This is a genomic window from Arthrobacter sp. NPDC080073 (assembly GCF_040686575.1).
In the GTDB taxonomy this organism is placed as follows: domain Bacteria; phylum Actinomycetota; class Actinomycetes; order Actinomycetales; family Micrococcaceae; genus Arthrobacter.
The window spans coordinates 89,068-114,242 of record NZ_JBFBKR010000010.1 but is presented as its reverse complement, the minus strand read 5'-3'; the positions used below and the strand labels follow the sequence as shown (position 1 = coordinate 114,242).

General features: G+C 64.3%; 23 protein-coding genes. 11 read left to right on the top strand and 12 right to left on the bottom strand.

Going from position 1 to position 25,175, the window contains the following annotated elements; translation table 11 throughout:
* Positions 1-9: 9 nt before the first annotated feature.
* Positions 10-3,495: a S41 family peptidase gene (locus tag AB0O52_RS13305; protein ID WP_364538241.1), complete on the bottom strand. Its 3,486-nt coding sequence runs from the start codon at positions 3,493-3,495 to the stop codon at positions 10-12.
* 84 nt (positions 3,496-3,579) lie between these two features.
* Here AB0O52_RS13305 and AB0O52_RS13300 point away from each other — a divergent pair, with 84 nt between their 5' ends.
* A complete protein-coding gene (locus AB0O52_RS13300) occupies positions 3,580-4,479 on the top strand; it encodes a TIGR01777 family oxidoreductase (protein WP_364538239.1) in 900 nt (299 codons plus the stop codon).
* A gap of 17 nt (positions 4,480-4,496) precedes the next feature.
* On the opposite strand, the gene AB0O52_RS13295 is transcribed toward AB0O52_RS13300, so the two are convergent.
* Positions 4,497-6,119 (bottom strand): serine/threonine-protein kinase, encoded by a 1,623-nt coding sequence (locus AB0O52_RS13295; protein WP_364538237.1) that lies wholly within the window; start codon positions 6,117-6,119, stop codon positions 4,497-4,499.
* 143 nt (positions 6,120-6,262) lie between these two features.
* Between AB0O52_RS13295 and lipB the strand changes: the two genes are divergently transcribed.
* The 3 genes from lipB to AB0O52_RS13280 all read left to right on the top strand — a co-directional run bounded on the left by lipB (position 6,263) and on the right by AB0O52_RS13280 (position 8,801).
* A complete protein-coding gene (gene lipB, locus AB0O52_RS13290; RefSeq protein WP_364538235.1) occupies positions 6,263-6,931 on the top strand; it encodes a lipoyl(octanoyl) transferase LipB in 669 nt (222 codons plus the stop codon).
* Positions 6,928-7,947, top strand: a complete 1,020-nt coding sequence (gene lipA / locus AB0O52_RS13285) for a lipoyl synthase (protein ID WP_364538233.1) — start codon at positions 6,928-6,930, stop codon at positions 7,945-7,947. Before lipB ends, lipA begins: the two co-directional genes overlap by 4 nt.
* Before the next feature lie 89 nt (positions 7,948-8,036).
* Entirely contained in the window at positions 8,037-8,801 is a 765-nt protein-coding gene (locus AB0O52_RS13280) for a DUF4191 domain-containing protein (protein WP_364538231.1), read from the top strand.
* Positions 8,802-8,865: 64 nt separating this feature from the next.
* Here AB0O52_RS13280 and AB0O52_RS13275 read toward each other — a convergent pair whose 3' ends face one another.
* Positions 8,866-9,303: an RDD family protein gene (locus tag AB0O52_RS13275; protein WP_364538229.1), complete on the bottom strand. Its 438-nt coding sequence runs from the start codon at positions 9,301-9,303 to the stop codon at positions 8,866-8,868.
* 318 nt (positions 9,304-9,621) lie between these two features.
* Here AB0O52_RS13275 and glnA point away from each other — a divergent pair, with 318 nt between their 5' ends.
* The gene (gene glnA, locus AB0O52_RS13270) at positions 9,622-11,046 is read left to right on the top strand and encodes a type I glutamate--ammonia ligase (protein ID WP_364538227.1); all 1,425 of its coding nucleotides are present in this window, start codon (positions 9,622-9,624) and stop codon (positions 11,044-11,046) included.
* A 211-nt stretch (positions 11,047-11,257) separates the two neighbouring features.
* On the top strand, positions 11,258-11,530 hold the full coding sequence (locus AB0O52_RS13265) for a hypothetical protein (RefSeq protein ID WP_364538225.1): 273 nt from the start codon (positions 11,258-11,260) through the stop codon (positions 11,528-11,530).
* A 154-nt stretch (positions 11,531-11,684) separates the two neighbouring features.
* On the opposite strand, the gene AB0O52_RS13260 is transcribed toward AB0O52_RS13265, so the two are convergent.
* A complete protein-coding gene (locus AB0O52_RS13260) occupies positions 11,685-11,849 on the bottom strand; it encodes a DUF2207 domain-containing protein (protein WP_148667595.1) in 165 nt (54 codons plus the stop codon).
* Between the two features lie 92 nt (positions 11,850-11,941).
* Positions 11,942-13,336: a GAF domain-containing serine/threonine-protein kinase gene (locus AB0O52_RS13255; RefSeq protein ID WP_364538223.1), complete on the bottom strand. Its 1,395-nt coding sequence runs from the start codon at positions 13,334-13,336 to the stop codon at positions 11,942-11,944.
* Positions 13,337-13,516: 180 nt separating this feature from the next.
* Between AB0O52_RS13255 and AB0O52_RS13250 the strand changes: the two genes are divergently transcribed.
* Entirely contained in the window at positions 13,517-13,777 is a 261-nt protein-coding gene (locus AB0O52_RS13250) for a hypothetical protein (RefSeq protein ID WP_364538221.1), read from the top strand.
* Positions 13,778-13,784: 7 nt separating this feature from the next.
* Here AB0O52_RS13250 and AB0O52_RS13245 read toward each other — a convergent pair whose 3' ends face one another.
* Genes AB0O52_RS13245 through AB0O52_RS13235 form a run of 3 tightly spaced genes read right to left on the bottom strand, consistent with a single transcriptional unit; the run spans position 13,785 to position 18,718 of the window.
* The gene (locus AB0O52_RS13245; protein ID WP_364538219.1) at positions 13,785-14,306 is read right to left on the bottom strand and encodes a GNAT family N-acetyltransferase; all 522 of its coding nucleotides are present in this window, start codon (positions 14,304-14,306) and stop codon (positions 13,785-13,787) included.
* Between the two features lie 50 nt (positions 14,307-14,356).
* Positions 14,357-17,368: a bifunctional [glutamine synthetase] adenylyltransferase/[glutamine synthetase]-adenylyl-L-tyrosine phosphorylase gene (locus AB0O52_RS13240; protein ID WP_364538217.1), complete on the bottom strand. Its 3,012-nt coding sequence runs from the start codon at positions 17,366-17,368 to the stop codon at positions 14,357-14,359.
* 9 nt (positions 17,369-17,377) lie between these two features.
* A complete protein-coding gene (locus AB0O52_RS13235) occupies positions 17,378-18,718 on the bottom strand; it encodes a glutamine synthetase family protein (protein WP_284751784.1) in 1,341 nt (446 codons plus the stop codon).
* A 190-nt stretch (positions 18,719-18,908) separates the two neighbouring features.
* Here AB0O52_RS13235 and panB point away from each other — a divergent pair, with 190 nt between their 5' ends.
* On the top strand, positions 18,909-19,820 hold the full coding sequence (gene panB / locus AB0O52_RS13230; RefSeq protein ID WP_364538215.1) for a 3-methyl-2-oxobutanoate hydroxymethyltransferase: 912 nt from the start codon (positions 18,909-18,911) through the stop codon (positions 19,818-19,820).
* A gap of 24 nt (positions 19,821-19,844) precedes the next feature.
* Here panB and AB0O52_RS13225 read toward each other — a convergent pair whose 3' ends face one another.
* Complete coding sequence (locus AB0O52_RS13225; RefSeq protein ID WP_234753867.1) at positions 19,845-20,009, bottom strand: SPOR domain-containing protein; 165 nt, start codon at positions 20,007-20,009, stop codon at positions 19,845-19,847.
* A 115-nt stretch (positions 20,010-20,124) separates the two neighbouring features.
* Between AB0O52_RS13225 and map the strand changes: the two genes are divergently transcribed.
* Together map and ppgK are read left to right on the top strand one after the other, a co-directional pair.
* On the top strand, positions 20,125-21,003 hold the full coding sequence (gene map, locus AB0O52_RS13220) for a type I methionyl aminopeptidase (RefSeq protein WP_364538213.1): 879 nt from the start codon (positions 20,125-20,127) through the stop codon (positions 21,001-21,003).
* 72 nt (positions 21,004-21,075) lie between these two features.
* Positions 21,076-21,879: a polyphosphate--glucose phosphotransferase gene (ppgK, locus tag AB0O52_RS13215; protein ID WP_364538321.1), complete on the top strand. Its 804-nt coding sequence runs from the start codon at positions 21,076-21,078 to the stop codon at positions 21,877-21,879.
* 51 nt (positions 21,880-21,930) lie between these two features.
* On the opposite strand, the gene nrdR is transcribed toward ppgK, so the two are convergent.
* From nrdR to AB0O52_RS13200, 3 genes are all read right to left on the bottom strand, one after another.
* Entirely contained in the window at positions 21,931-22,443 is a 513-nt protein-coding gene (gene nrdR, locus AB0O52_RS13210; RefSeq protein WP_364538211.1) for a transcriptional regulator NrdR, read from the bottom strand.
* Positions 22,444-22,608: 165 nt separating this feature from the next.
* Complete coding sequence (gene hisD, locus AB0O52_RS13205; RefSeq protein ID WP_364538209.1) at positions 22,609-23,982, bottom strand: histidinol dehydrogenase; 1,374 nt, start codon at positions 23,980-23,982, stop codon at positions 22,609-22,611.
* A 9-nt stretch (positions 23,983-23,991) separates the two neighbouring features.
* Entirely contained in the window at positions 23,992-24,537 is a 546-nt protein-coding gene (locus AB0O52_RS13200; protein WP_364538207.1) for a hypothetical protein, read from the bottom strand.
* A gap of 116 nt (positions 24,538-24,653) precedes the next feature.
* Here AB0O52_RS13200 and AB0O52_RS13195 point away from each other — a divergent pair, with 116 nt between their 5' ends.
* Positions 24,654-25,154, top strand: a complete 501-nt coding sequence (locus tag AB0O52_RS13195; RefSeq protein ID WP_364538205.1) for a flavin reductase family protein — start codon at positions 24,654-24,656, stop codon at positions 25,152-25,154.
* The last annotated feature ends 21 nt before the right edge of the window (positions 25,155-25,175 follow it).

The window sequence follows — 25,175 nt, the reverse complement described above, 5'->3', positions numbered from 1 at the left end:
GGCCTTCAGCTAGCCCTTTTGCGGCCTTGCGGGCAAAGCGGCCGGGCGGACCGTGCGGTAGCCTTGGCGCAGCGGTGGCCGGTCCGTGGGTAGTTCCTGGACCATTTCCTTGAGCGCGCCGATCCCGTACTCCAGCTGGGGATCCGTGCCGGCCGCGTAGGCGTGGGGCGGGAACACCACTTCGATGTCAGGCTCAACCCCGAAGTTCTCCACGCTCCAGCCGATGCCGCCGGAGAACCAGGTGGCATAGCGCGGCTGGGTCACGCCGGTGCCGTCAGCCAGGGAGAAACGGTTGTCGATGCCTACGACTCCGCCCCAGGTCCGGGTGCCGATAACCGGGCCGATACCGCGGAGTTTTGACACCTGCGTGATGATGTCGCCGTCGGAGCCCGCGAATTCGTCGGCCAGGATGATGACGGGGCCGCGCGGTGCGTGATGCGGGTAGGTACGCGGCTTTTCGCCACGGGGCATGCTCCAGCCGGTGACCTTGCGGCCGATCAGTTCAGCGACGAGCTGCGAGGTGTGGCCGCCACGGTTCCGCCGCACGTCGACAATCAACCCGTCCAGCGCGGTCTCGGTATCGAGATCCCGGTGAAGCTGCGCCCAACCGTTGGCCATCATGTCCGGGACATGCAGATAGCCGAACTTTCCGTCCGAGGCCTCCCGCACGGTGCGCCTGTTGGCGTGCACCCATTCCTGGTACCGCAAGCGTTCCTCATCCTTCACCGGAACCACGGCGATCCGCCGCTGTAGTCCCGCCGCCGCGCCGTGCCCACCGCCATTCACGATCGTGAGTTCCACGGTCCGGCCCGCTGCGCCCACCAGTTGTTTCGCCGCAGTACGGTCTGCGGAGAGCCCGACGCCGTCGATCGCCAGGATCACGTCGCCCACCTTCGCGTCGGCTCCCGGCCGCGTCAGCGGCGAGTTGGCCAGGGGGTCGGAAGAGTCTCCGGCGAGGATGCGCGTGATCTCCCAACCGGCCTCGGTGAGCTTGAGGTCGGCGCCGAGCCTGCCTTGCCCATTGCTTCCGGGCTCGCCTACCGCCGCCGGACGCACGTAAGCGTGGGAAGTGCCCAGCTCACCGTGCAATTCCCACAGGAGGTCCACCAGGTCGTCGTGCGAGCCCAGGCGTTCGACGACGGGACGGTACCGTCGGTGCACGGACTCCCAGTCCTGGCCGGCCATGTCTTCGGTCCAGAAGAAGTCCCGCTGCAGCCGCCATGCTTCGTCGAATGCCTGTCCCCATACGGCCAATGGATCCATGACCACCCGGATCCGGTTCAGCTCGACATTGACAAGCTCGCCCGATTCTTCCTCGGCCTTGGCGTCGGACGGTACGGCGAGAACCTTCTTGTCGTTGACGAAGACCAGTTTCTTGCCGTCTCCGGACAGTCGGTAGCGTTCCACCGCGGAGGCGAGCGTGACCTGCTTTTGCTTCGAAAGCTCGTAGCGGACCAAGGCCGGAGCGGGCGCCTTGTCCTGCACCGTGCCGCGGCCATCTCCCGTGACACCTGAGAGCGGGGTGTCGAGCCACAGCAGTGCTCCGCTGGAGGCCGAAAGCGCCGAGTAGTTGCCCTGCGGCACCGGGACGCCGATGACGCGCAGCGGCAGCCCCTCGCGGTCCACACGGACCGTGACGGCGGTCCCGGCAGGTGGAGCGTCCGCTTCGTCCTCGTCCAGCAGATCCACTACCGGGCCGAAGGGCGAAGGAGTGGCTGCAGCGAGTGCCACGAGGTACGGCTTGATGGGGCTGGGGAAAGACAAGTCGAAGGCATGGCCGTCGTAGACGGGATCGAAGCTGCGGTTCGAGAGGAACGCCAGGAATTTGCCATCGGGAGTGAAGGCCGGCGATTCGTCGCGGAAGCGGCCGTCGGTGACCTCCAGGATGTCTTCTGGGGTGGCGGTATTGACCATGCGCAACTTGCTCCGCGAGCCGAAGGACGTCACAGGTTCGGACCATGCGAGCCATTGTGAGTCCGGCGACCATGCGAGGCCTTCAATGCTGCCGTCGCCCACGCTGACGAGCAGCGACATGGTGCCACTGGCAGTGTCGGCCAGATAGACGTCCCCGAACGCGGTACCTACGGCAAGCCATCGGCCGTCGGGGCTGGCTTCGAGGGCGCTTGGACGCGCAGCCCTCGGAAAATCGATCCTGAGGAAGTCGAGCCGTGGCTCTTCGGCTCCGCCACCTGTGGAGCCGACCGGGACAGCCCCGGCGTCAGGGGACGCCGCAGCCGGCTCCGCGTGCGGTTCCGTCAGTCGGACCCCGGACGTCGCGGGCTGTCCCGAGACGGCCGATGCCGAGACGGGCCGTGGCAGTTGCCCGGCCCCGTCCTCTTCGGATCCGCGCGGCGCGGGTGCAGCGTCCTGGACCGGAGCCTGGACGGCCGGCCGTGAAAAACGCGGGGCAATCCTCTTGATGTACAACGAATCGACGCCGTCGTGGTCCGCCACATAGGCGATACGACCGTCAATGAGGGGCCGGGGAAGCCTTGCCCGGACGCCGGGAGTCGCTTCGACCACCCGGGACGGTCCGTCTTTGTGGCGCAGCCAGTGGATGGTTCCGTGGGATTCCACAGCGCTGGCCGAACCAACATGGTTGGGGAAGACGTCGCCCAAGTGTGCGGCGACTTTGAGGGGGGCCGGCCGGCGCGACTGGGAGGCCGAGCCTAGGCTGATGTCCAGCCGGACCGCTTCGGCATCGGCCTCAAGCGTCCGCAGGAGCCACAACTCGCCTGCCGATTCGAAGATGACCCGCTTGCCGTCACTCGCAGCGTGCCGGACGTAGAAGTCCTCGTGATCGGTGTGCCGGCGCAGATCCGAACCGTCCGGTTGCACCGAATAGAGATTTCCGTAGCCCTCGTGGTCCGAGAGGAAGGCGATCCGTCCGCCTACCCACAGCGGGTCCGCGAGGTTCCCGTCGAGCCCGGGAAGCAAGCGCGCGAACTCGCCGTTCCCGTCGGCGTCGATCCACAGTTTTCCAGCGGTACCGCCGCGGTACCTCTTCCACCAGGCAGGCTCGCGGGAGAGCACGCTGGCAAGGACCACGGGACGCTCGTCCCCCACTTCCGGGCCGAACGCCACCGATTCGACGGGGCCGAAGGGAAGCCCGACGGCGGGGCCGCCGTCGAGCGGCAAGGCGTAGGCATGCGTGTGCCGCCCCTCGGCCTGTTCGAAAGCCGTGGTGACCACAACGTCGCCCGAGGAGGTGAATCCCTTGACGCGGGTGGTGCCGTGACCGAAGTAGCTCAACTGCCGGTACCCGCCGCCGTCGACATTCGCAGTCACCACCTCGGGAGCGGCCCCGACGATCGTCGTCCAGACGAGCCGCTTGCCGTCCGGGGTGAAGCGGGGATTGCGTGCAGGGAGCTGCTGGGCCGAAATCCGCCACGCGCGGCCTCCGGCCACGGGTGCAATCCAAACGTCGTCTTCGGCCACGAAAGTGATCAAATCACCGTGCAAATGCGGGAAACGGAAGTAGCTGGAGGAGGTCATTGTTCGATCATAGTCAAAGGAGAAGCGGGCCCTTTTGAGGCCTGCCGTAATGCCGAAGTGATGCTTGCCATGATGAGATGGGGCATGCGAATCGTGATATCGGGTGCTTCGGGATTCATCGGGACCGCGCTCTCCGCGCGTCTGCTTGGCAGCGGGCACGAGGTCCTCCGGCTGGTTCGCCGTCCGCCTGCGGGAACCGGCGAGGCATATTGGGATCCGGCCGCGGGTCAACTGGATGAGGCGGTACTCGACGGCGCAGACGCAGTGGTCAACCTCTCCGGGGCGGGCATCGGGGAGCGCCGATGGACCAAGGCACGCGTGCGGGACATCATCGACTCACGCTTGCGGACAACAAGAACCCTCACGGCGGCCATGGGGCGGCTTGGAACTCCGCCCGGAACCTTCCTGAGCCAGTCGGCCTCGGGTTACTACGGTTCGTCCCGTGCCGGCCTGCTCCGCGAGGACGCGGGGCCAGGCAGAGGCATGTTGGCCACCCTGTGCGTCGACTGGGAGGCCGCCGCCCACACGGCACCCGCCGGCGTACGAGTGGTGACGCCGCGCACGGGTGTGGTCCTCAGCCCTGATGGCGGAGCGCTGGGGCCGCTCCTTCCGTTGTTGAAGTTGGGCGTGGGCGGACCCTTGGGAAACGGCCGCCAGTATTGGCCGTGGATTTCCCTCGTGGATGAAGTTTCAGCCTTCGAATACCTGCTCAACTCCTCGCTCGAAGGTCCCGTCAACGTGTGTGCCCCGGAAAGCGCCGACGTCAACGCCATCGTTGCCCAGCTGGCGGCGGCCCTGCACCGGCCGGCGTTCCTTCGCGTACCCGCCCCCGTACTGCGGCTCGCCCTCGGCAGCCATCTGGCAGAGGAACTTGTGCTTGCCAACCAGCGCATGGAACCGGCACGGCTGATGGACTCCGGCTTTGCCTGGCAGCACCCCGCGCTGGCGGACGCCGCCCGATGGGTGGCAAGCGGCGGCAAATGATCCCGTTGCTTTGCTTGTTAGCTCTGCTTTGCGAGGATCTCGGTGATCCTCCACGCGTCCCCGCCACGCAGGAGAACCACCCTGAGTTCCCGGGGTTCGCCGCGGGGACGCGCTCCGACGACCTTCCCTGAACCGTCCCGTTCTTCATAGGCGGAGGTTTCCACCGTGACGGCAACTGTTGCCTGGTCCGGGCCGGGTGTCCCCTCCACGCTCACGCTGGTCAAAGTGGTGGAGAAACCCGCGAGAACCACGCCGGCGCGGATCAATTCGTCCTTCAGCTTTCCATCCGAGGCCGCGGCCGCCGAGCCCTGCACGTTGACGTGGTCCAGGAGCGTGAACTTGCCGGAACTCAACGCTGCGTCCCGGATCGCCGACAGTCCCCTGATGGCTTCCTCGGGGTTGGGTGACCGGATCAGGTTCCGTGTCGCCGCGGGAACCTCGCTTCGCTCTTCCTGGCCGGGCTCCGACGCCGCGCCCTGCGCCGGCGGACCGGCTGCCGGCCCGCGATCGCCGGCCTGCCACGCCGTGCCGGCCCACCACAGGGTGGTTATTGTTCCGGCACCCGCAACTATCCCGAGGGCAAGCACAATGGAGGCCACCCGCCGTCGTGCGGAAACATGCGCAACCGCCCGGCGGCGCGTTCGTCCTGGCCCCGGCAGACGGAAGCGGTTGAAAAGCGCCGGGATGCGCGCGCGCTTTGAACGGGGACCTGAAGCCCGACGTCGGGTCATCAGTTCCGGAACAACCGTCGCGTGCACCGAAACGGACAGGTCAACGGCTTCCGGCGCTGCGCTCCTGTAGACCGCGACACCCAATTCCGCCGCGGAGGGCCGCTGTTGCCCATCAGGATGAAGCCCGGCCTCGATGGCAACTGCCAGGGCTGTGGGGACCGCGGGCACCAGCAACGTCAGGGGCGGCCTCCGTGCCGCAGTGTCCGGAGCGGAACCGGTGAGGCAATACCAGCCAAGGGCTGCGAGGGCGTAGGTATCGCGCTGCGGCTGGAGTTCCGCGGTCCCCCGGACAACCGGATCGGGATCCACGAATCCGGGAGTTCCGGACTCAGGGACCCCGGCAGCGTCCCCCACTGCCCGGGAAATGCCCATGTCCGAGAGGAGCGGCTTCCCTTGGGCAGTGAAGAGCACATTCCCGGGCGAAACATCGGAATGCGTCATGCCGTGGCGGTGCAGATATGCCAATGCATGTGCGAGGGGCGTCAGGATAGTCACCGTCTCACCCACGCCAAGGCGCCCCCTGCTGGACACCAGCTGCCCAAGCGAGCCCCCGGGGGCGTAATCCATGACCACGCCCACGCCGCCGTCGAAGGACCCTGCCAATTCCACAACGCCGTGGACCTTGATGATGTGCTCGTGGTCCAGCCCGGACAGAAGCCGCACCTCGCGGAGCACGGCTGACATGGCCTCGCCTGGATCCGCCGTCGCCGGGCTCCGGCCAAGGCATTTCACGGCAAAGTTGTTCCCCGACCGCTGCTCCGTCGCGAGCCACACCGCGGCGCTCCCGCCGCGGCCCAGCTCACGGACCGGAACAAATCCCGGGATCACAGGCTCGGAAGGTCCGATATCCGGTGAGGGCATGGTCCCCTCATGGTCCTGACCGCCCTCGCCGGGCGAAAAAGTCTCCATGCCTCAACAAATACCGGAAATCGCGGATCGCCGCAGAAGTTATCCACAGGCCAGAGGGCCGGAGCCCTCGAGCAATCCGAGTGCGACTGAGAGCTTGGCCACAAAATCATGGACTGAGTCCGGCGGGGTCTAAGCTTGTCCCCATGACTCTTGAGTTTTCACAGCTGGGTCTTGCCCCGGATTTCGTTGACTACATGCACGGCTGGGATATCCAGCGCGAACTCCACAACAAGGTTGTTGCCGGCGAGAAACCCAGCACCGTCTTGCTCCTTGAACATGCGGCGGTGTACACGGCAGGCAAGCTCACGGAGGATCACGAGCGCCCGTTTGACGGCACGCCGGTTGTTCCCGTCGACCGGGGCGGCAAGCTGACCTGGCACGGACCGGGCCAGCTCATTGCCTACCCCATCCTCAAGTTGAAGAACCGCGCGGGGATCCGCGACTACGTCGAGCGACTCGAAGCCGTCATGATCGCGATCATCGAGGACTACGGGATCAAGGCCACGCGGGTCAAAGGCCGGGCCGGAGTCTGGGTCCTCGCCGACGACAAGGGTCCGGATCGCAAGATCGCCGCGATCGGCATCCGGGTGCTGGACGGCGTCACCATGCACGGCGTGGCGATCAACTGCAGCAACGACCTCGCTCCCTACGCACAGATCATCGCGTGCGGCATCACCGACGCCAGCGTCACCACCATGTCCATCGAGACAGGCAGGACCATCAACCCGGCCGACATTGCCGAGCGCTTCATCGAAGAGTTCCGCAAGCACGAAGAAGCACTCGTATCCAGCCCCGAAGGAGCACTCCAGTGACCCTGGCACCTGAAGGCCGTAAGCTGCTGCGCGTTGAACAGCGCAACAAAGCCGTCCCGGTCGAACGCAAGCCCGAGTGGATCAAGGCCAAGGTCCAGATGGGCCCGGAGTTCGTGGGCCTGAAGAACCTCGTGAAAAAGGAAGGCCTGCACACCGTCTGCGAGGAAGCCGGCTGCCCGAACATCTTCGAGTGCTGGGAAGACAAGGAAGCGACCTTCCTCATCGGCGGCTCCGAATGCACCCGCCGCTGCGACTTCTGCCAGATCGACACCGGCAAACCCTCCCCCCTGGACCGGTTCGAACCCACCAAGGTCGCCCGCTCCGTCCAGGCCATGAACCTGCGCTACGCCACCGTCACCGGCGTCGCCCGCGACGACCTCGAAGACGAAGGCGTCTGGCTCTACGCCGAAACCGTCCGCAAGATCCACGAACTGAACCCCGGCACCGGCGTCGAACTGCTCATCCCCGACTTCTCCGGCAAACCCGAACACATCAAAGCGATCTGCGACTCGAACCCGGAAGTCTTCGCGCACAACGTCGAAACCGTGCCCCGGATCTTCAAGCGCATCCGCCCCGCGTTCCGCTACGACCGCTCCCTGGACGTCATCACCCAGGGCCGGGCCGCCGGCATGGTCACCAAATCCAACCTGATCCTGGGCATGGGCGAAACCCGCGAAGAGATCTCCGAAGCCCTGGCCGACCTGCACGCCGCCGGCTGTGACCTGATCACCATCACCCAGTACCTGCGCCCCTCCGAACGGCACCTGCCCGTGGACCGCTGGGTCAAACCCCAGGAATTCGTCGAGCTCGCCACCGAAGCCGAGGAAATCGGATTCCTCGGAGTCATGTCCGGCCCCCTGGTCCGCTCCTCCTACCGCGCCGGACGCCTCTGGGCCACGGCGATGCGCAAGAAAGGCCGCGAAATCCCCGCGCACCTGGCCCACATCGCCGAAGGCATCCAGGACTCCGGCACTACCCGCCAGGAAGCCCGCACCCTCCTCGCACACCACGCATAGCACGTCGGCTAAAGCACGGTCAAAGGACCGGACCCCGGACAAGTCCGGCGTCCGGTCCTTTGGCATAAATCACGTAGAATTAAGGCACTATGGCGAAATCCCCTGATTCCAGCAACTCGACAACATCGGCTGCCGACGCTCCCAAGCGCGGCTTGTTTTCCCGCAAGCCCAAGGAAGCCAAGGCCAAGAAGCCGAGCCAGCTGAAGCAGATCGGCGAGGTCTTCAAGATGACCCGCCGCAATGACCCCATCGTCGTGTGGCTCATGCTGTTGGCGTTCTTTGGCGTCGTTGCTGTCAGCCTCGTCGTCGGGCTCCTCCTGAACAACTGGGTCACAGGCCTGATCATCGGAATCCCCTTGGGCCTGCTGGCAGCTGTCTTCATTCTCTCGCGCCGCGCGGAACGGGCTGCCTTCGCGCAGATCGAGAACCAGCCCGGAGCTTCCGGTGCGGCTTTGGGAACCCTGCGCCGCGGCTGGATCACTGAGGACCAGCCGGTCGCCGTCAACCCGCGTACCCAGGACGCTGTCTTCCGCGCCATCGGCCGTCCCGGCGTCGTGCTGGTCAGCGAAGGACCGTCGCACCGCGTCAAGCCGCTGGTTGACGCCGAGCGCAAGAAGCTCGCCCGCATCCTGCCGAACGTCACCATTCACGTGATCGAAAGCGGTCGCGGCGAAGGCCAGGTGCCCATCAGCCAAATCGCAAAGACCATGAACAAATACAAGAACGAGCTCACCAAGGTTGAGGTAGGAGCGGTCAGCAAGCGGATCTCTTCGCTAGGCAACCGCCTGCCGATCCCCAAGGGCATCGACCCCTACAAGGCACGCCCTGACCGTAAGGCAGCACGCGGACGCTAACCAAGACGACAGCCGCCCGTTCCTGGAATTCCAGGAACGGGCGGCTTTTTTGTCCGTGTACGAGTTACATCCGGATGAGAATGGTGTTCATGGCCCTGTCGTGGAGGCCACGCTGGTCGGGATCGAAAACAACCGCAGGAATCACCAGGCACAGGAGGATCGTCCTGACCAAGGCAGCCAAGGGTCCAGCCTGTGCTCCTCCGAGCCGCACCACGTGGATGCCGGCGACCCGGTGTCCGATGCTGTAGCCCAGCGTGCCGATGAGAAGGATCTGTTCCACCGCGAAGACGGCGAGCGTCGCCCACTGGTTGCCGCCGAAGGCAAAGTTGCTGATCACCAAGGCAATGACCCAGTCGATGCAGATTGCCAGGATGCGGCGGCCGGCCCGGGCAATGGAGCCGGGGCCGGACTCGGGCAGGCCGAGCCGCGCTCCCGGGTACTTGGAAATTCCGGACGTGTCCGGCCCTGTGAGCCATGAACCAATATCTTTGCGATCAACCACGCTTCAAGCTTACGGCTTCACCATCGGATGGTTGGCGGCGATGGTCGCAGGTAGTGGAACGTTCACAGTGTTCACAAGGAAACAGACACATAGGCGTAAGACATAGACTGGCACTGCAGTAGACCAGTAGCGTTTACACGGCGGGCAGTTCTGTAACCTGCCCGAAACAATACTGACACTCCGGGGAAATCCCATTTCCCTATGGTTGGAGAAGTTGCTAGCCGCCGCATCAGGGATACTTTTTTGTTTCCCTGCTTTCGGTTTGCGCTGGACCAGACGGCCCGAGGGCCTGTTACCTGTTATGCGTTAGGAGCATAGATGTTCAAGACTGCGGACGAAGTCCTCAAGTTCATCAAAGACGAAGACGTTAAATTCGTCGATATCCGCTTCACCGATCTTCCGGGCGTCCAGCAGCACTTCAATGTGCCGGCGAAGAGCGTTGACGCTGACTTTTTTGTCAACGGCCAGCTCTTTGACGGATCTTCCATCCGCGGTTTCCAGGGCATCGCCGAGTCCGACATGCAGCTCATCCCGGACGTTACCACGGCCTTCATCGACGCCTTCCGCGTCGAGAAGACCCTGGCACTGAACTTCTCCATCGTGAACCCCCGCACGGGTGACCCCTACCACCGCGACCCGCGCGGCGTTGCCGAAAAGGCCGAAGCTTACCTGGCCTCCACCGGCATTGCGGACACGGCATTCTTTGCTCCCGAAGCCGAGTTCTACGTCTTCGACAACGTCCAGTTCGAATCTTCCCCGCAGGGTTCCTTCTATAAGGTCGACTCGATTGAAGCCCCTTGGAACACGAGCAGCGAAGAAGAAGGCGGAAACCTCGGTTACAAGACCCCCTTCAAGGGCGGCTACTTCCCGGTATCCCCGGTTGACCACCAGGCCGACCTCCGCGACGCCATGTGCCTCGCCCTGGACGAAGCAGGCCTCGAAGTCGAGCGCTCGCACCACGAAGTCGGCGCCGCAGGCCAGGCTGAGATCAACTACAAGTTCACCACGCTGGTGCACGCTGCCGACGACCTGCAGAAGTTCAAGTACGTCATCAAAAACACAGCGTGGGAGTACGGCAAGTCCGTTACCTTCATGCCGAAGCCGATTTTCGGTGACAATGGCTCCGGTATGCACTGCCACCAGTCCCTCTGGAGCAACGGTGACCCGCTGTTCTACGACGAGAAGGGCTACGCCGGCCTGTCCGACACCGCGCGCTGGTACATCGGCGGCCTGCTGAAGCACTCCTCTGCCGTGCTCGCCTTCACCAACCCGACGGTCAACTCCTACCGCCGACTGGTCAAGGGCTTCGAAGCTCCGGTCAACATGGTCTACTCGCAGGGCAACCGCTCCGCCGGCATCCGCATCCCGATCACGGGCTCCAACCCGAAGGCCAAGCGCATCGAGTTCCGCGCTCCGGACGCCGCCTCCAACCCGTACCTGGCGTTCTCCGCCCAGCTCATGGCCGGTATCGACGGCATCCGCAACCGCATCGAGCCCCCGGCTCCGATCGACAAGGACCTGTACGAACTGCCTGCCGAGGAAGCCAAGGACATCCCCAAGGCTCCGGGCTCGCTTGAGGAAGCACTCGAGGCCCTGCGCGAGGACAACGAGTTCCTGCAGGCCGGCGGCGTCTTCACCCAGGACCTGATCGACACCTGGATCGAGTACAAGTACGAGAACGAGATCCGTCCGCTGTCGCTGCGCCCGAACCCGTACGAGTTCGAGCTCTACTACGGCGTCTAGCTGGATTGCAGGGCTAAACCGCCCTGGGAACAATGCGCCCCCTGCCCTTTCACCGGGCGGGGGGCGCTTCCGCTTTTAACCGCACTTCGCAATTGCGCGCGCCTCCGGCCGTTGAAAGCTTGGGGCTCCCAGCCTCCGCAAAGGAGAATCCGACGCAGTTTTGACGCAACTGGGGCAGGTTTAAGGAATGAGGCTTTGGAAAAGACCCGTAGTGCACGCAATGGCGGCCCTCGCAGTGGTGCTCCTGGGCGCGGCCGGCGCCTCAGGAGTTGACCGGATGGCAGCAGCCAACATATCTGCCCCTGCTTCGATCGGTTCGTCAGTTCCCGCGGCAGACGGACAGCCACCCTTGCGCCGCCTTGTCCTCCGCGGCCTCGCCGAGGGCTCGCTTCCCGGAGGCTTACCGTATGACGAACTTCGGGAAGAAGCGTACAACGAGAAACATCAAGAAAAACACCACGTTGAGCCGGCCATCCTGGCTTAGCACTGATATGCGCGCGGACCCCAACGCCGTCTCCGTTACCGAATCGGAAATGTCCGCAGTAGAATCCCGCACAAAAAAGAACGGCTGTGTCCGTTAAGACACAGCCGTCCTTTTGCAAAGGCCCCGGATCGCCGGGGCCGGACCCCCAATTTTCCTACACCCGCCGGCGCCCGCTAATCAACCTGAAGAGGAAGACGATAATCGCCAAGACGATCAGTATCGGGGCGATCCACAGAAGGAATCCAAGGGCCTTGACAGTTCCGCCAATGATAAAGAAAAGGATCGCGATGACCGCGACGATTCCGAGGATGACATTCATGATGTACCTTCCGTTTCAGTCGTAAACATTCTGATGATTGCCTTTATCGTTGTGCAAACCTGAGTAACCATACTGTAAGTAGGCTTACTAATCTAATCGACATCGACCGACGCGCGCACGGCTTGTGCCGAAAGCCGGATTTCGAGCCGTAATTCCAGGTCGTTCATGACTACCGCGGCCAGGTCATGGAGTGTGTCGATCTCCGCTGCGGACATCTTTCGCGGAGCGAAGTCGAGGATGCACAGGGTCCCCAAGTTGTAGCCCTCGCGGGTAGTCAGCGGGGCTCCCGCGTAGAAGCCGAGTCCGAACTCCCCCGCCACCAGCGGGTTCGAGAGCGCGCGGGGATCCTCAGGGGCGTTCTCGACAACCCATGTCCCTCCCTGAAGGATGGCCGAGGCGCAGAGACCGGGGTCCCTGTCGATCTGTTCAACCGCAGTTCCGTGGTGGGACTTGAACCAAATCCGGTCATGGTCCACGACGCTGACGATTGCTATGGGTACATCGAAGAGCCGGGCCGCCAGTGCGGTGATCCTGTCGAAAGCGCCGTCCGGCGGCGTATCGAGGATTTGGTATTGGTGCACCGCCGCCATTCTCTCGGCTTCGTCCGCCGGAATGATGGAACTGTCTACTTTGTGCTTGCCCCGGTCAGAGTGGGCCTGCTCGTACAGGGCCTCGGATATGTCCCGCGCTGTCGGTCGGGCTTGGGGATCGGCCGCCGTCATCGCGCCCAAGAGGGTCCGCCAGAACTCGTCAAGGTCGGCGGGGATCGGCGGGTCCTGGATCAGCCGGGCAAGCGCGCTTTGCAGGGGATCTCCCGGGAAAGCGATCCGCCCTGTAAGGCACTCCAGCAGCACCAGGCCGAGGGAGTACACGTCACTGGCCGGGCTCAAAGGCTCCGAACGCGCCTGCTCCGGGCTCAGGTATGCCGCTGTCCCGAACACGCCGCCATCAGGCCCCTGCGGGGCTTCGGAGATCAGGGCGATGCCAAAGTCCGTCAGCTTCGCCCGCATCCTCGCGGACCCCTGCTTGTAGTCGAAGAGCATGATGTTGCTTGGCTTCACATCCCTGTGAATGACGCCACTGCGATGGATGTATTCCAAAGCGTCCGCGAGATCATGGCCAAGGAGGGCCGCGTCTCGCGAAACAACGGGACCATCGGCCAGCCGCTGTTTCAAGTCCGGCCCTTCAACCAGCTCCATCACCAGGTAAACCTTGGGTCCTCCGGGCCCCTCCCGGTCGACACCGGCGTCAAGGAGGGTCACCAGGCCGGGATGACTCATGCGGGCGAGGATGGCCACCTCATCGTCCAGAGCGACGGGCCCCGCCGCGCTTGCGGGCCTGTTGATGATCTTGACCGCGACGTCGCGTCCAAGATACTCATCCGAGGCCCGGTAGACGGTGGCCATGGAGCCGGAGGCGATGCGCTCGTGCACACGGTACCTACCGCCAAGGAGAGTATCTGCAGGGCCTTCGTCCGGTCTATTCATTCAGTAAGCTTACTTTCTCGCTGGGCGAGAGCGATGCAGCACGATGAGCTTGTCAGGCAAACACCTCGGAAGCCTGTCGCCGCAGTAGACGCCGTGGTACGTTCAGCGTGATCAGGATGCTTGGAGCGAGTCCTCATCCCGTCCGGCTCCTGGCGCAACTTCTGAAAGCGGAGGCATACGATGACAACCTTGATGATCTTCCATGAGGTCGACGACGTTGAGCACTGGCTCAGCTCACCAAAACGGGAAGAAATCTTCGGACCCATGGGCATTACGGTCCGAACGTTCGCAGACCCGGCAAAAACCAACCGCGTCGGCCTGATCGTCGAAGTCCCGGACATGGAAACATTCCAGCGGATCATGGAGTCCGAAGTTGCGGCCGACGCCATGAAATACGACGGCGTGCGCCCGGAAACAATCCTGACGCTCGTCGAGTCCTAGATACGGCCTAGCCGCCGAAACCCCGGTACATCGTCCATTGCGGACCGGAGGAACCACCCAGGTACCTGCCCGTCTGGAGAAAACCCGCCTTTGCGTACGCCGCCTGGGCGGCGGGATTGCGTTCGTTAACCGAGAGTACGACGCCGTCCTGGCCGCCACCCAGCCTCCCTGTCAGTTTCTGCGCTTCCCGGGCCGCAGCTACAGCCGACAAGGAGCCCAGGCCCCTCCCCTGGCTCGTCTGGTCGATCAGGAACCCGCGCAGGAGCCACGCCGAATCGTCGTCGGGCCATCCCGCCAAGGTCGCGGCCCCGGCCTGCAAGGTGAAGACTCCGACGGCGGCACCAGCCGCTTCGATCACGTACGGCAGGCGGCTTTCGTCTTCGAGACCCATGAGCATCATCGTGAACGGATCCCCGACGAAATCTTCCTGCCCCGCGGCCAATTCCATCGCAGCGACGTCGCCGAGCTTGATGGCGCGGGCATCGTCGTCGAGATCCTTCAAGGGAATGAGCCACACGGTTTCCAGCATCCTTTGAGCTTAGCCGCCTCCGCGCCCCGCGGGCCGGCAGGCGCGGGGGCTCACTGGCCGTAGAAGTCCTTCTCGAACACAGCCCGGGTCCGCCGGCTCAGGCGCAGGTAATCTTCCTCGAACACCGCGGCTTGCCCGGGAGCGTAACCACACCATCTGGCAACTGCCTCGAGATCCCGGCGGGAGGCCGGGAGGAGATCGGAGGCGCGTCCGGTGCAGATCACATTCGCCGATCGGATACGGCTCGCGAGCCGCCAGGCTTCGCGTAGCAACACGACGTCACTCCTGTCGATCAGGCCCAACGCCTCAATGGCGTCGAGGGCCTGCAGCGTGGACGTCGTCCGGAGTTGCGGATGCTTCCCCGCGTGTTGGAGCTGCAGCAACTGCACAAGCCATTCGACGTCGCTGAGTCCGCCCCTGCCGAGCTTTACATGCCTGGCCGGATCCGCGCCTCTCGGGAGCCGTTCCGATTCGACCCGTGCCTTGACGCGTCGGATTTCGCGCACATCGGTCTCTGCGAGCGATTCCGGGTAGCGGATCGGGTTGATGAGCCTGAGGAACTCCGCGGCCAATTCGTCGTTACCGGCCATTGGCTGTGCCCGCAACAGCGCCTGGGCTTCCCAGATGAGGGACCACCGCCGGTAATACTCCGCGTATGACTCGAGGGAACGGACCATGGCCCCGTTCTTCCCCTCCGGGCGAAGATCGGCGTCGACGCTGAGGACCCGCTCCGCCAGGATGGCCGGCTTGAGGGGTTGGGTCAGCAACGTGGAAATGTGCCCCACGATGGCAAGCGCTTGCTGCTGGGCTTCGGATTCACTCGCGTCGGGAAGGGCGCGATGGACGTACATGACGTCGGCGTCCGAACCATAGCCGATCTCGCGTCCGCCTTGCCTGCCCATGGCAACCACCAGCACTTGCGTCTTGAGGGGGCCCTCGGAAGCCACGATGGTCTCTGCGACGTGCAAGGCGCCCAGAACCGCAGCCCGGTCGGCATCGGCCAGTGCCGCGCCCACCGCGTCTTGTTCCAGAAGGCCGGAACTGTCTGCGATGGCGATCCGGAGGATTTCCCGGCGCCGGATGAGCCGGATGAGCCGCATCGCGTTCGCGGGATCGGCGTGGCGGGACATCTTGGACTGGATTTCCTGCCACTGCGCTTCGAAGCTAAGGGGCGTAAGTTCCTTGTCGGAACCAAGCCACGCAACCGACTCCGGGGAAACCTCCAGGAGATCGGCGATCAAGCGTGAATTGGAGAGCACGTGGCAGAGCCGCTCGGCCGCCGCTTGGGAGTCCCGGAGCATCCCGAGATACCAATGGGTGGTTCCGAGGGCCTCGCTGACGCGGCGGAAGGCGAGCAGTCCGGCGTCGGGATCCACGCCTTCGGCGAGCCAGCCGAGAAGGATGGGGAGCAGTTGCCGCTGCAAGGCGGCGCGGCGGCTGACCCCTGCCGTGAGGGCCTCGATGTGGCGCATGGCGCCTTGCGGGTCGCGGTAGCCGAGTGCCGCGAGCCGGCCTTGGGCGGCTTCCGGGGTGAGCCGGGCGTCTTCGGTGCTCAGCTTCGCGGCCGTGTTGAGCAGCGGCCGGTAGAAGATCCGATCGTGTAGTTCGCGAACGGACCGTTTGGTCTTCTGCCAGGTTTCGATCAGGGCGTCCGGATGCGGCCTGCCCGTCGAAAAGGGCCCTAGGACCGCCTTTGCGAGGAAACGCAAGGACTCCTGGCTCGTAGGCATCAGGTGGGTACGGCGCATCTGGAACAACTGGATGCGGTGCTCAAGAACCCGCAGATAGCGGTAGGCGGCGTCGAAGGCCGCGGCGTCCACCCGGCCGATGTAGCCACCGGCGGACAGCGCGGCTATTGCCGACGTCGTATCCCGGCAACGGAGCGTTTCATCGGACTTTCCGTGGACGAGTTGCAGGAGCTGCACCGTGAACTCGACATCGCGCAGGCCGCCGGGACCGAGTTTGATCTGGCGCTGTTCTTCTGCCGGGGCGATGTTGTTCGTCACCCTGCGGCGCATCGCCTGCACCGATTCCACGAACCCTTCCCGGCCGGCCGAAGCCCACACGAGCGGTTGGACGGCCTGCTCGTAACGCGAGCCCAGATCCTTGTCCCCCGCGATCGTCCGGGCCTTGAGGAGCGCCTGGAACTCCCAGCTTTCAGCCCACTTCGCGTAGTAGCTCAAGTGCGAGGGCAACGTCCTGACCAGGGGACCCGATTTCCCCTCGGGCCGCAGATTCGCGTCGACCTCCCACAACCCGGGTTCGGATCCCGTGGACGAAATGGCACGGGAGATCCCGGCGGCCAAGGCCGTGCCGATGGTTGCGGCCTTGGCATCCTCCAGGTTCGGCGCCTCGATCACGTAGATGACGTCGACGTCGGAAATGTAGTTGAGCTCGCGGGCACCGCATTTGCCCATGCCGATGACAGCCAACCCGACGCCGGCAATATCGGCGGGATCGAAAGTCGCCGCAGCTTCTGCCCTCGCAACCGCCAGGGCCGCTTCTATCGCCGCACCGGCGAGGTCGGCCAGTTCGGCGCCAACCGCCGGCATGAAGTCCTGGGGGCTGGCGGCGCAGAGGTCCTTGATGGCCAGTTCGGTCAGCCCGCGCCGGTAAGCCGTCCGCAGGGCGGTGTAGGCGCTGGCTCCCGTCATCCCCGCAACGGGCCGGGGAGAGCTGGGGTCTGCCTTGACCGATCGGAGCAGCTTGGTCCGCAGCACCCCGGCGTCGGCGGACAAGGGCTCCGGGCTGACGCGGACATCGAAGACGTCCAGATGTTCCGGGTGCCTGATCAGGAACTCCCCCAAGGCCTCGGATGCGCCCAGCAAGCGGTAAAGCGGTTCGCTGCGATCAGGGTCCTCCCCCGCGAGCTCCCTGAGTGAGGGATGCTTCTCAATCAAACGGACAAGCGACTGGAGCGCGGTGTCCGGGTTAGCGCTCAGGTGCAGGCCGGCAAAGATCCTCTCCTGGTCGATGCCGTCGAGTTCACGCGCGGCAAGGAACCGTTCACCCTTTTCAAGATCGCTGAAACCGGCCGAGATGAGCCGGCGGGCCAGGCTCACACTCACAGCCTAGAGAATGCCGAGATTGCGCTTGAGCTCGTAGGGCGTGACCTGGAGCCGGTAATCCTGCCATTCCGCACGCTTGTTGCGCAGGAAGTGGTCAAAGACCTGCTCGCCGAGGATGTCGGCGACGAGTTCGGAATCCTCCATGGCACGGATGGCATCGTGGAGGCTGGCCGGCAACGGCGTGTGACCCATCGCCTTGCGCTCGGCCGAGGTCAGCGACCAAACGTCGTCTTCCGCCGCCGCCGGAAGGTCGTAGCCTTCCTCGATGCCCTTGAGCCCGGCACCCAGCAACACGGCGTAGGCGAGGTACGGGTTGGTGGCGGAGTCGATCCCGCGGTACTCGATCCGTGCGGACTGGCCCTTGCCCGGCTTGTAGAGCGGCACACGAACCAGGGCGGAACGGTTGTTGTGGCCCCAACTCAGGTAACTCGGCGCTTCGCCGCCGCCCCAGAGACGCTTGTACGAATTGACGAACTGGTTGGTGACGGCAGTGAATTCCGGCGCGTGCCGCAGGATACCGGCGATGAACTGGCGCGCGGTCTTGGACAACTGGAATTCGGCGCCGGCCTCGTAGAAGGCGTTGGTGTCGCCCTCGAACAGCGAGAAGTGCGTGTGCATGCCTGAGCCCGGGTGGTCGGTGAACGGCTTGGGCATGAACGTGGCGTAGGTACCTTGCTGCAGGGCCACTTCCTTGATGACCGTGCGGAAGGTCATGATGTTGTCCGCCGTCTGGAGGGCATCCGCGTAGCGCAGATCGATCTCGTTCTGGCCGGGTCCGCCCTCGTGGTGGCTGAACTCCACGGAGATGCCCACGGATTCGAGCATGGTGACGGCCGTGCGGCGGAAGTCCTGTGCCACACCGCCGGGCACGTGGTCGAAATAGCCGCCCTCGTCAACGGGGACAGGAACGCCGTTGGCGTCGAGGTCCTGGGACTTGAGGAGGTAGAACTCGATCTCAGGGTGCGTGTAGCACGTGAAGCCCATGTCCGCCGCCTTGGCGAGGGTGCGCTTGAGCACGTTCCGGGGATCGGCAGCCGATGGCTCGCCGTCGGGGGTCAGGATGTCGCAGAACATCCTGGAGGTCTGCTCGGTTTCACCACGCCACGGAAGGATCTGGAACGTGGAGGGGTCCGGCTGGGCCAGCATGTCGGATTCGAAAACCCTGGCGAGGCCCTCGATGGCCGAGCCGTCGAAACCCAGGCCCTCCTCGAAGGCGCCTTCCACTTCCGCCGGTGCAAGTGCCACCGATTTCAGGGAACCGACGACGTCGGTAAACCACAAGCGTACGAAGCGCACATCACGCTCTTCGATAGTCCGCAGAACGAACTCTTGCTGGCGGTCCATGGGGCCTCATTTCCGGGTCAACGTCCATGCCGCGGGTTCGGGGTTCGAAGCCTGCGACAACTCAGCATTCACTCTACTAAGCATTGGCCCGGAATGGCTGCACCCCCAGTTCGCGTAACACAGCGTTTACAAATGTGAGGCTCCTCATGCGCCGGTGGCTAGGACGGCCGGTACCGCATACGCTCTATTCATGGCCCCAAGCAACAGTTCCGATTCCAGCATGCCCGCCGAAGTTCCCGCGCCTTATGGAACCGGACCTGCCGCTGCAGGTTCCGGGGCTTCAGCGGAGGCTTCAACGCCGAAGCCCGCGGCCAGGATCCGAACCCATCACCTTCAACAGGCCAAGGCCAAGGGTGAGCGCTTTGCCATGTTGACTGCATACGAGCAATACACGGCTGAAATCTTCGACCAGGCCGGCATCGAGGTCCTGCTGATAGGCGACTCGGCCTCCAACAACGTCTTCGGCAACGAAACCAGCCTCCCCGTGACCGTCGACGAGCTCCTCCCCTTGTGCCGCGCGGTGGCCCGATCCGCCAAGCGTGCCTTGGTGGTGGCAGACCTTCCCTTTGGCAGCTACGAAGTGTCACCGGAGCAGGCGGTGGCAACAGGTGTCCGCTTCCTGAAGGAAGGCCTGGCGCACGCCGTCAAGATCGAAGGCGGCGCATTCTACGCGGGCACTGTCCGGGCCATGGTCCAGGCCGGCATACCCGTCATGGCCCACATAGGCTTCACGCCCCAGAGCGAACACTCCCTGGGCGGCTACCGTGTCCAGGGCCGGGGCGATGACGCCGCTCGCCTGGTCGAAGACGCCGTTGCCCTCGCAAATGCCGGAGCGTTCTGCGTGCTCATGGAGATGGTTCCCGCGGAAACCGCAGCCGCCGTCGACGCAGCCATCGACGTGCCGACAATCGGAATCGGCGCAGGCAACGCAACCACGGGACAGGTTCTGGTGTGGCAGGACATGGCCGGACTGCGCGGCGGCAAGATGGCCAAGTTCGTGAAGCAATATGCGGATCTGCGCACCACCTTGGGCGAAGCAGCGAAGGCGTACGCCGACGACGTCAGGTCCGGTCAGTTCCCCGGCCCGGAACACTCCTTCTAGGACCGGAACCGGCCCTCGTCGCCGCTAGTCCTCGTCGTCTTTGTCCCACGCTTCGTTGCGGGCCTTGACCTTTTCGAGGGCATGCTCGGCTTCCTCGCGGGTTTTGTAAGGACCGATCAGCTGGGACCAGTCGGACAACGCGTCCTCTTCGATTTGGTGTGTCTGAACGTTGTACCAGAACTCCGCCACGGTTTCTCCTTTGCGCATCCCGCCGTAACCCCGGCGGGGCCGGTTGCCCTTCGTCCGGGCCGATATTTAGCTACTTAGTTACTTGCGTCTCGTGCGTCCCTTATATGATCAATCTATGCCTTCTCCCGCTCTGACCGCACCCATCGGCACGCTCACCCGTGGAACCGTCAGCCCACAGCTGCCTGTACCGGCGTCCATCCCGCGCCCGGAGTATGTCGGCAAGCCGGGCCCGGCGAAGTTCACCGGTTCAGAGGTCAAATCGGCGGAAACCATCGAGAAGATCCGCATCGCCAGCAAAATTGCTGCCCAGGCGATCGTCGAAGTCGGCAAGCACGTCGAGCCTGGCGTCACGACGGACCAGTTGGACCGGATCGGCCACGAGTTCATTCTGGACCACCACGCCTACCCGTCAACGCTTGGCTACCGGGGCTTCCCCAAGTCCCTGTGTTCCTCGCTCAACGAGGTCATCTGCCACGGCATTCCGGACAGCACCGTCGTAGAAGACGGCGACATCCTGAACATCGACATCACGGCCTACATCAACGGCGTCCACGGTGACACCAACTACACCTTTCTGGTGGGGGACGTAGACGAAGAGTCCCGGCTCCTGGTGGAACGTACCCGCGAGTCCCTTAACCGTGCCATCAAGGCCGTAGCGCCGGGCCGCGAAATCAACGTGATCGGCCGGGCCATCGAGTCCTACGCGAAACGCTTCGGCTACGGCGTGGTCCGCGACTTCACCGGCCACGGCGTCGGCGAGGCCTTCCACACGGGCTTGATCATCCCCCACTACGACGCCGCGCCGGCCTACAACACCGTGATCGAAGCAGGCATGGTCTTTACGATTGAACCCATGCTCACCCTCGGAACGATCGAGTGGGACATGTGGCCCGATGAATGGACGGTAGTCACCCGCGACCACAAGCGGACCGCACAATTCGAACACACCCTGTTGGTCACCGAGACCGGCGCCGAAATCCTGACTCTTCCGTAAGCTCTCCGGAAGGTCACCTGCAGCCGTTCGTGCTGCGACATGCCCACCCCTCCTGCCATGAACGGAAACGCATTGACCAAGAAGGATGAGAAGATCCACAAGAACGGCCCGCTGATCGGCATCGACGTCGGTGGCACCGGTATCAAGGGCGGCATCGTCGATCTCAAGAAGGGCAAACTGCTCGGGGAGCGGCTCCGTATCCCCACGCCGCAGCCCGCCACCCCCGGAGCCGTCGCCGAAGTGATCGCACAGATCGTGGAAGAACTGTCGGCCCGCGAGGATGCTCCGGCCAAGGGTTCGCCCGTGGGAGTTACCTTCCCCGGAATCATCCAGCACGGCGTGGTCCGCTCTGCTGCCAATGTGGACAAGTCCTGGCTCGACACCGACATTGATACGCTGCTCACCAAGCGCCTGGACCGGCCCGTCGAGGTCATCAACGACGCCGACGCAGCCGGTCTCGCGGAAGCCCGCTACGGCGCAGGCGAAGGCGTCGACGGCACGGTCCTGGTCATCACGCTCGGCACAGGCATCGGCTCAGCCTTCATCTTCAACGGGCACCTCGTGCCCAACGCCGAGCTTGGCCACCTCGAAGTGGACGGCCACGACGCTGAAACGAAGGCATCCGCGGTCGCGCGTGAACGCGACGGCTTGAGCTGGGAAGAGTACAGCGTGCTGCTGCAGCGCTATCTCTCCCACGTCGAGTTCCTCTTCTCCCCCGAACTCTTCATCATCGGTGGCGGTATTTCAAAGCGTTCCGACGAGTACTTCCCGCATCTGAAGCTGCGGACCCGCATCGTCACCGCGGAACTGAAGAACGACGCCGGAATCGTGGGGGCCGCGCTGGACGTCGCCCTCCACCACAAGCTCGCCAAGTAGCGGATGGTGCCGGTGGCGGCTGCGGCTTCCCCTCCGCTGCCGCCACCGGAGCTAGATGGGGCTCTTCTCGGAGCTCTTGCCCTTGGCGCCCTTTGCCGCACTTTCGGCCGCTGCGCTTTCGGCTTCGTGGCGGAGCAGCGAAATGGCCGACTCGAAGTCCTCAAGCGATTCGAAGGCCTGGTAGACGCTGGCAAACCGCAAGTAGGCGACTTCGTCCAGTTTCTGGAGCGGTCCAAGGATGGCCAGGCCGACCTCGTGGGCGTCGATTTCCGCCGCACCTGAGGAGCGGATGTTTTCCTCGACTTCCTGGGCCAGCATCGCAAGGTCGTCCTCAGTCACGGGACGCCCCTGGCAGGCCTTGCGAACGCCGTTGATGATCTTGATCCGGCTGAAGGGTTCGCCCACGCCTGAACGTTTGATGACGGAAAGGCTGGTGGTCTCCACGGTGGTGAAACGGCGCCCGCATTCGGGGCACTGGCGCCGCCGGCGGATGGCCGAGCCGTCGTCGGCCATCCGGCTGTCCACAACGCGTGAGTCGGGGTTCCGGCAGAACGGACAATACACGCTGGGCCTCCCCTGTTCTGTTCCGACCCCTGTCCTTGCGGCCTCGGCCGGGAACGCAAAAGGTGCCGGAAGTTTGACTTCCGGCACCAGTTTACGGCTACATAAGGCCTAATGACAAGACTGTAATTACTATATGTAGTGGTTGTGACCCATACATGTAGTGGTTCAGGCGTCCGCGAAACGAATCTTGACGGCGTCGCCGTGGCCGGGAAGGTCTTCGGCATCGGCGAGGCTCACGATGTGCCTGCTGACCTGTTCCAAGGCAGCCTTGTCGTAGTTGATCACCTGGACCGCGCGCAGGAATGTCGTCACGTTCAGTCCGGAAGAGAAGGCTGCGGTACCGCTCGTGGGCAATACGTGGTTGGAGCCTGCACAGTAGTCTCCGAGGCTGACCGGGCTGTAGTCCCCCACGAAAATCGCACCCGCGTTGCGGATCCTTGCGGCGACCGCGGATGCGTCCGCCGTCATGATTTCCAGGTGCTCGGCCGCGTACGCATCGCAGACCGCGATGCCCTGCTCGATATCGTCCACCAGCACCACGCCTGACTGCGGGCCCGACAATGCCGTGGTGACCCGCTCACCGTGCTTCGTGGTTCCTGCCTGGACCGAGAGTTCCCGTTGCACGGCCGAGGCGAGTTCCTCGGAGTCGGTGATCAGGACAGATGCCGCCTTGGGGTCGTGCTCGGCCTGGCTGATGAGGTCCGCGGCCACGAGCGCAGGACGGGCGGAAGCATCAGCCAGGATGGCGATCTCGGTGGTGCCGGCCTCGGAGTCGATCCCCACGACGCCTTTGACAAGCCGCTTGGCGGTGGCCACGAAGATGTTTCCGGGGCCGGTCACAACGTCCACGGGCTCGATGGGCTGATCATCGCCGGCCCCGGGGATGCCGTAGGCAAAGGAAACAATCGCTTGGGCACCTCCGATGGCATAGACCTCGTCGATCCCGAGCAAAGCGGCTGCGGCCAGGATGGTGGGGTGGGGCAAGCCGCCGAAGTCCTTCTGGGGCGGGGAAGCCAAAGCGATCGATGGGACCCCTGCAGCCAGCGCCGGAACAACATTCATGATCACCGAGGACGGGTAGACGGCCAGGCCGCCGGGAACATACAGTCCCACGCGGCCCACCGGTACCCAGTTCTGGCTGACGACGGCGCCGTCCCCCAGTTCCACATCGACGTTCGCGGGCCGTTGGCCATCGGCAAAGCGCCGGGCACGGCTGATGGATTCCTCCAGGGCAGCGCGGACTGACGGGTCAAGGTTTTCAAGGGCTTCGGCAAGGGCTTCGGCCGGGACGCGGGGGTGGGACTGTTCCACGCCGTCGAACGCCAACGCGAACTCCCCAAGCGCCTCGAAGCCGCGCGAACGGACGGCCGCAACGATGTCCAGGACTTTTTGCTCTGCGTCCGCCATGGTCTGATGCTTCGCCCGGGGCACCACGGCGCGCAGTTCCGCCAAGGTCAGGGACCGTCCGCGCAAGTCAATGCGACGGAAGTCCAGGGACTGGGCGGTGGTTTCGGCAGGATTCTCCGGAGAAATGGTCACCAGACCATTTTACGGGGCGAGCGGCGGTGCCTCCGGCTGCTTTCCCATCAAGCTGAAAAGAGTCAGGAGGAATGTCACAAGGGCCGTCGCCCCCGGCCACAGCAGGAGTGCCGTCGCCGCCCGCAAGGTGAAGCCTTCGCTTCCGTTTGCGGCGGGACCCCACCACTGTGCGGCCAGCAACCCCGTCTGCCAGGCCACCAAAGCTCCTGCCGCTCCACCAAGGACTGCCAGGAACGTGCGGATGCCGTGTCCCGGCTTCCGGACTTTGCTATCGAGCAGGACCGCCGTGAAGCAGCCGGAAAGCAGCAGAAGCGCGGCCAGGACCAAGTCCCTCGGAAGCCGCCCGGCCGAGGCTGCGGGATCGGCGAGGGCGGGATTTCCGGAGATCACGTTGAGGCCGCCCGGAGCCAGCAGCCACCATGCGAGACCCAGCCCGATGCCCGAGGCTGTAGGCACGGCGAGCCACAGCCACCATGTGCGGTCCCGCGTGCCCGTGTCCGGGTCCGTGTCCCTCGTGGGACCGGAGTCGAGAAGGTTCGATGTCGGCTTGGTCATGACACAAACATTAACAAACGTTTCTGGACGCTCAACGAGCAAGCGTCCGGGCGAGCAGCGGAATACGCTGAATCCACCAGCGTTATTACCAATAGCTCACGCAGGAGATCGGTAAAGTGGCTTCGGACAATCCGGCTTTTGAAGCAACCTTCAAGCAAATGTTCCGCCGGCATGCCGCCGGGGTGGCCATCATCACTGCCGACCTCCACGGCAAGCCTTTCGGCTTCACTGCGACCTCCGTGGCTTCCCTGTCCGCGGAGCCGCCACGCTTCACGTTCAATATGTCCCGCAGCTCCAGTTCCTGGCCAGCGGTGGCGAATTCGACATATATCGGCCTGCACATGCTCGGCCTTGAGAACCAGGCCCTCGCTGACCGCTTCGCCCGCACCCAGGAACGGTTTGAGGGTGACCACTGGGAACCGGGTCCGTTCGATGTCCCCATCCTCAAGAACGTCGCCGGCTGGTTGATCGGCAAGATCCAGATGCGCCTGTCCTTCGAAAACAACGCGATCGTAGTGGTGGAGGTTGTCGACGGACTGGTCGGCGAGGACGACACTCCCCTGCTTTACCATTCCGGCTCCTACGGCCAGCCCGTTCCGCTTGACTATGAAATCTAGTTAGCTGTCCAGGGAGATCTA

Excerpts from the sequence above, each read along its gene's own strand:
- AB0O52_RS13305 (WP_364538241.1), bottom strand. The coding sequence starts at position 3,495 with ATGACCTCCTCCAGCTACTTCCGTTTCCCGCATTTGCACGGTGATTTG.
- AB0O52_RS13300 (WP_364538239.1), top strand. The coding sequence starts at position 3,580 with ATGCGAATCGTGATATCGGGTGCTTCGGGATTCATCGGGACCGCGCTC.
- AB0O52_RS13295 (WP_364538237.1), bottom strand. The coding sequence starts at position 6,119 with ATGGAGACTTTTTCGCCCGGCGAGGGCGGTCAGGACCATGAGGGGACC.
- lipB (WP_364538235.1), top strand. The coding sequence starts at position 6,263 with ATGACTCTTGAGTTTTCACAGCTGGGTCTTGCCCCGGATTTCGTTGAC.
- AB0O52_RS13280 (WP_364538231.1), top strand. The coding sequence starts at position 8,037 with ATGGCGAAATCCCCTGATTCCAGCAACTCGACAACATCGGCTGCCGAC.
- glnA (WP_364538227.1), top strand. The coding sequence starts at position 9,622 with ATGTTCAAGACTGCGGACGAAGTCCTCAAGTTCATCAAAGACGAAGAC.
- AB0O52_RS13260 (WP_148667595.1), bottom strand. The coding sequence starts at position 11,849 with ATGAATGTCATCCTCGGAATCGTCGCGGTCATCGCGATCCTTTTCTTT.
- AB0O52_RS13255 (WP_364538223.1), bottom strand. The coding sequence starts at position 13,336 with ATGAATAGACCGGACGAAGGCCCTGCAGATACTCTCCTTGGCGGTAGG.
- AB0O52_RS13250 (WP_364538221.1), top strand. The coding sequence starts at position 13,517 with ATGACAACCTTGATGATCTTCCATGAGGTCGACGACGTTGAGCACTGG.
- AB0O52_RS13245 (WP_364538219.1), bottom strand. The coding sequence starts at position 14,306 with ATGCTGGAAACCGTGTGGCTCATTCCCTTGAAGGATCTCGACGACGAT.
- AB0O52_RS13235 (WP_284751784.1), bottom strand. The coding sequence starts at position 18,718 with ATGGACCGCCAGCAAGAGTTCGTTCTGCGGACTATCGAAGAGCGTGAT.
- panB (WP_364538215.1), top strand. The coding sequence starts at position 18,909 with ATGGCCCCAAGCAACAGTTCCGATTCCAGCATGCCCGCCGAAGTTCCC.
- map (WP_364538213.1), top strand. The coding sequence starts at position 20,125 with ATGCCTTCTCCCGCTCTGACCGCACCCATCGGCACGCTCACCCGTGGA.
- AB0O52_RS13200 (WP_364538207.1), bottom strand. The coding sequence starts at position 24,537 with ATGACCAAGCCGACATCGAACCTTCTCGACTCCGGTCCCACGAGGGAC.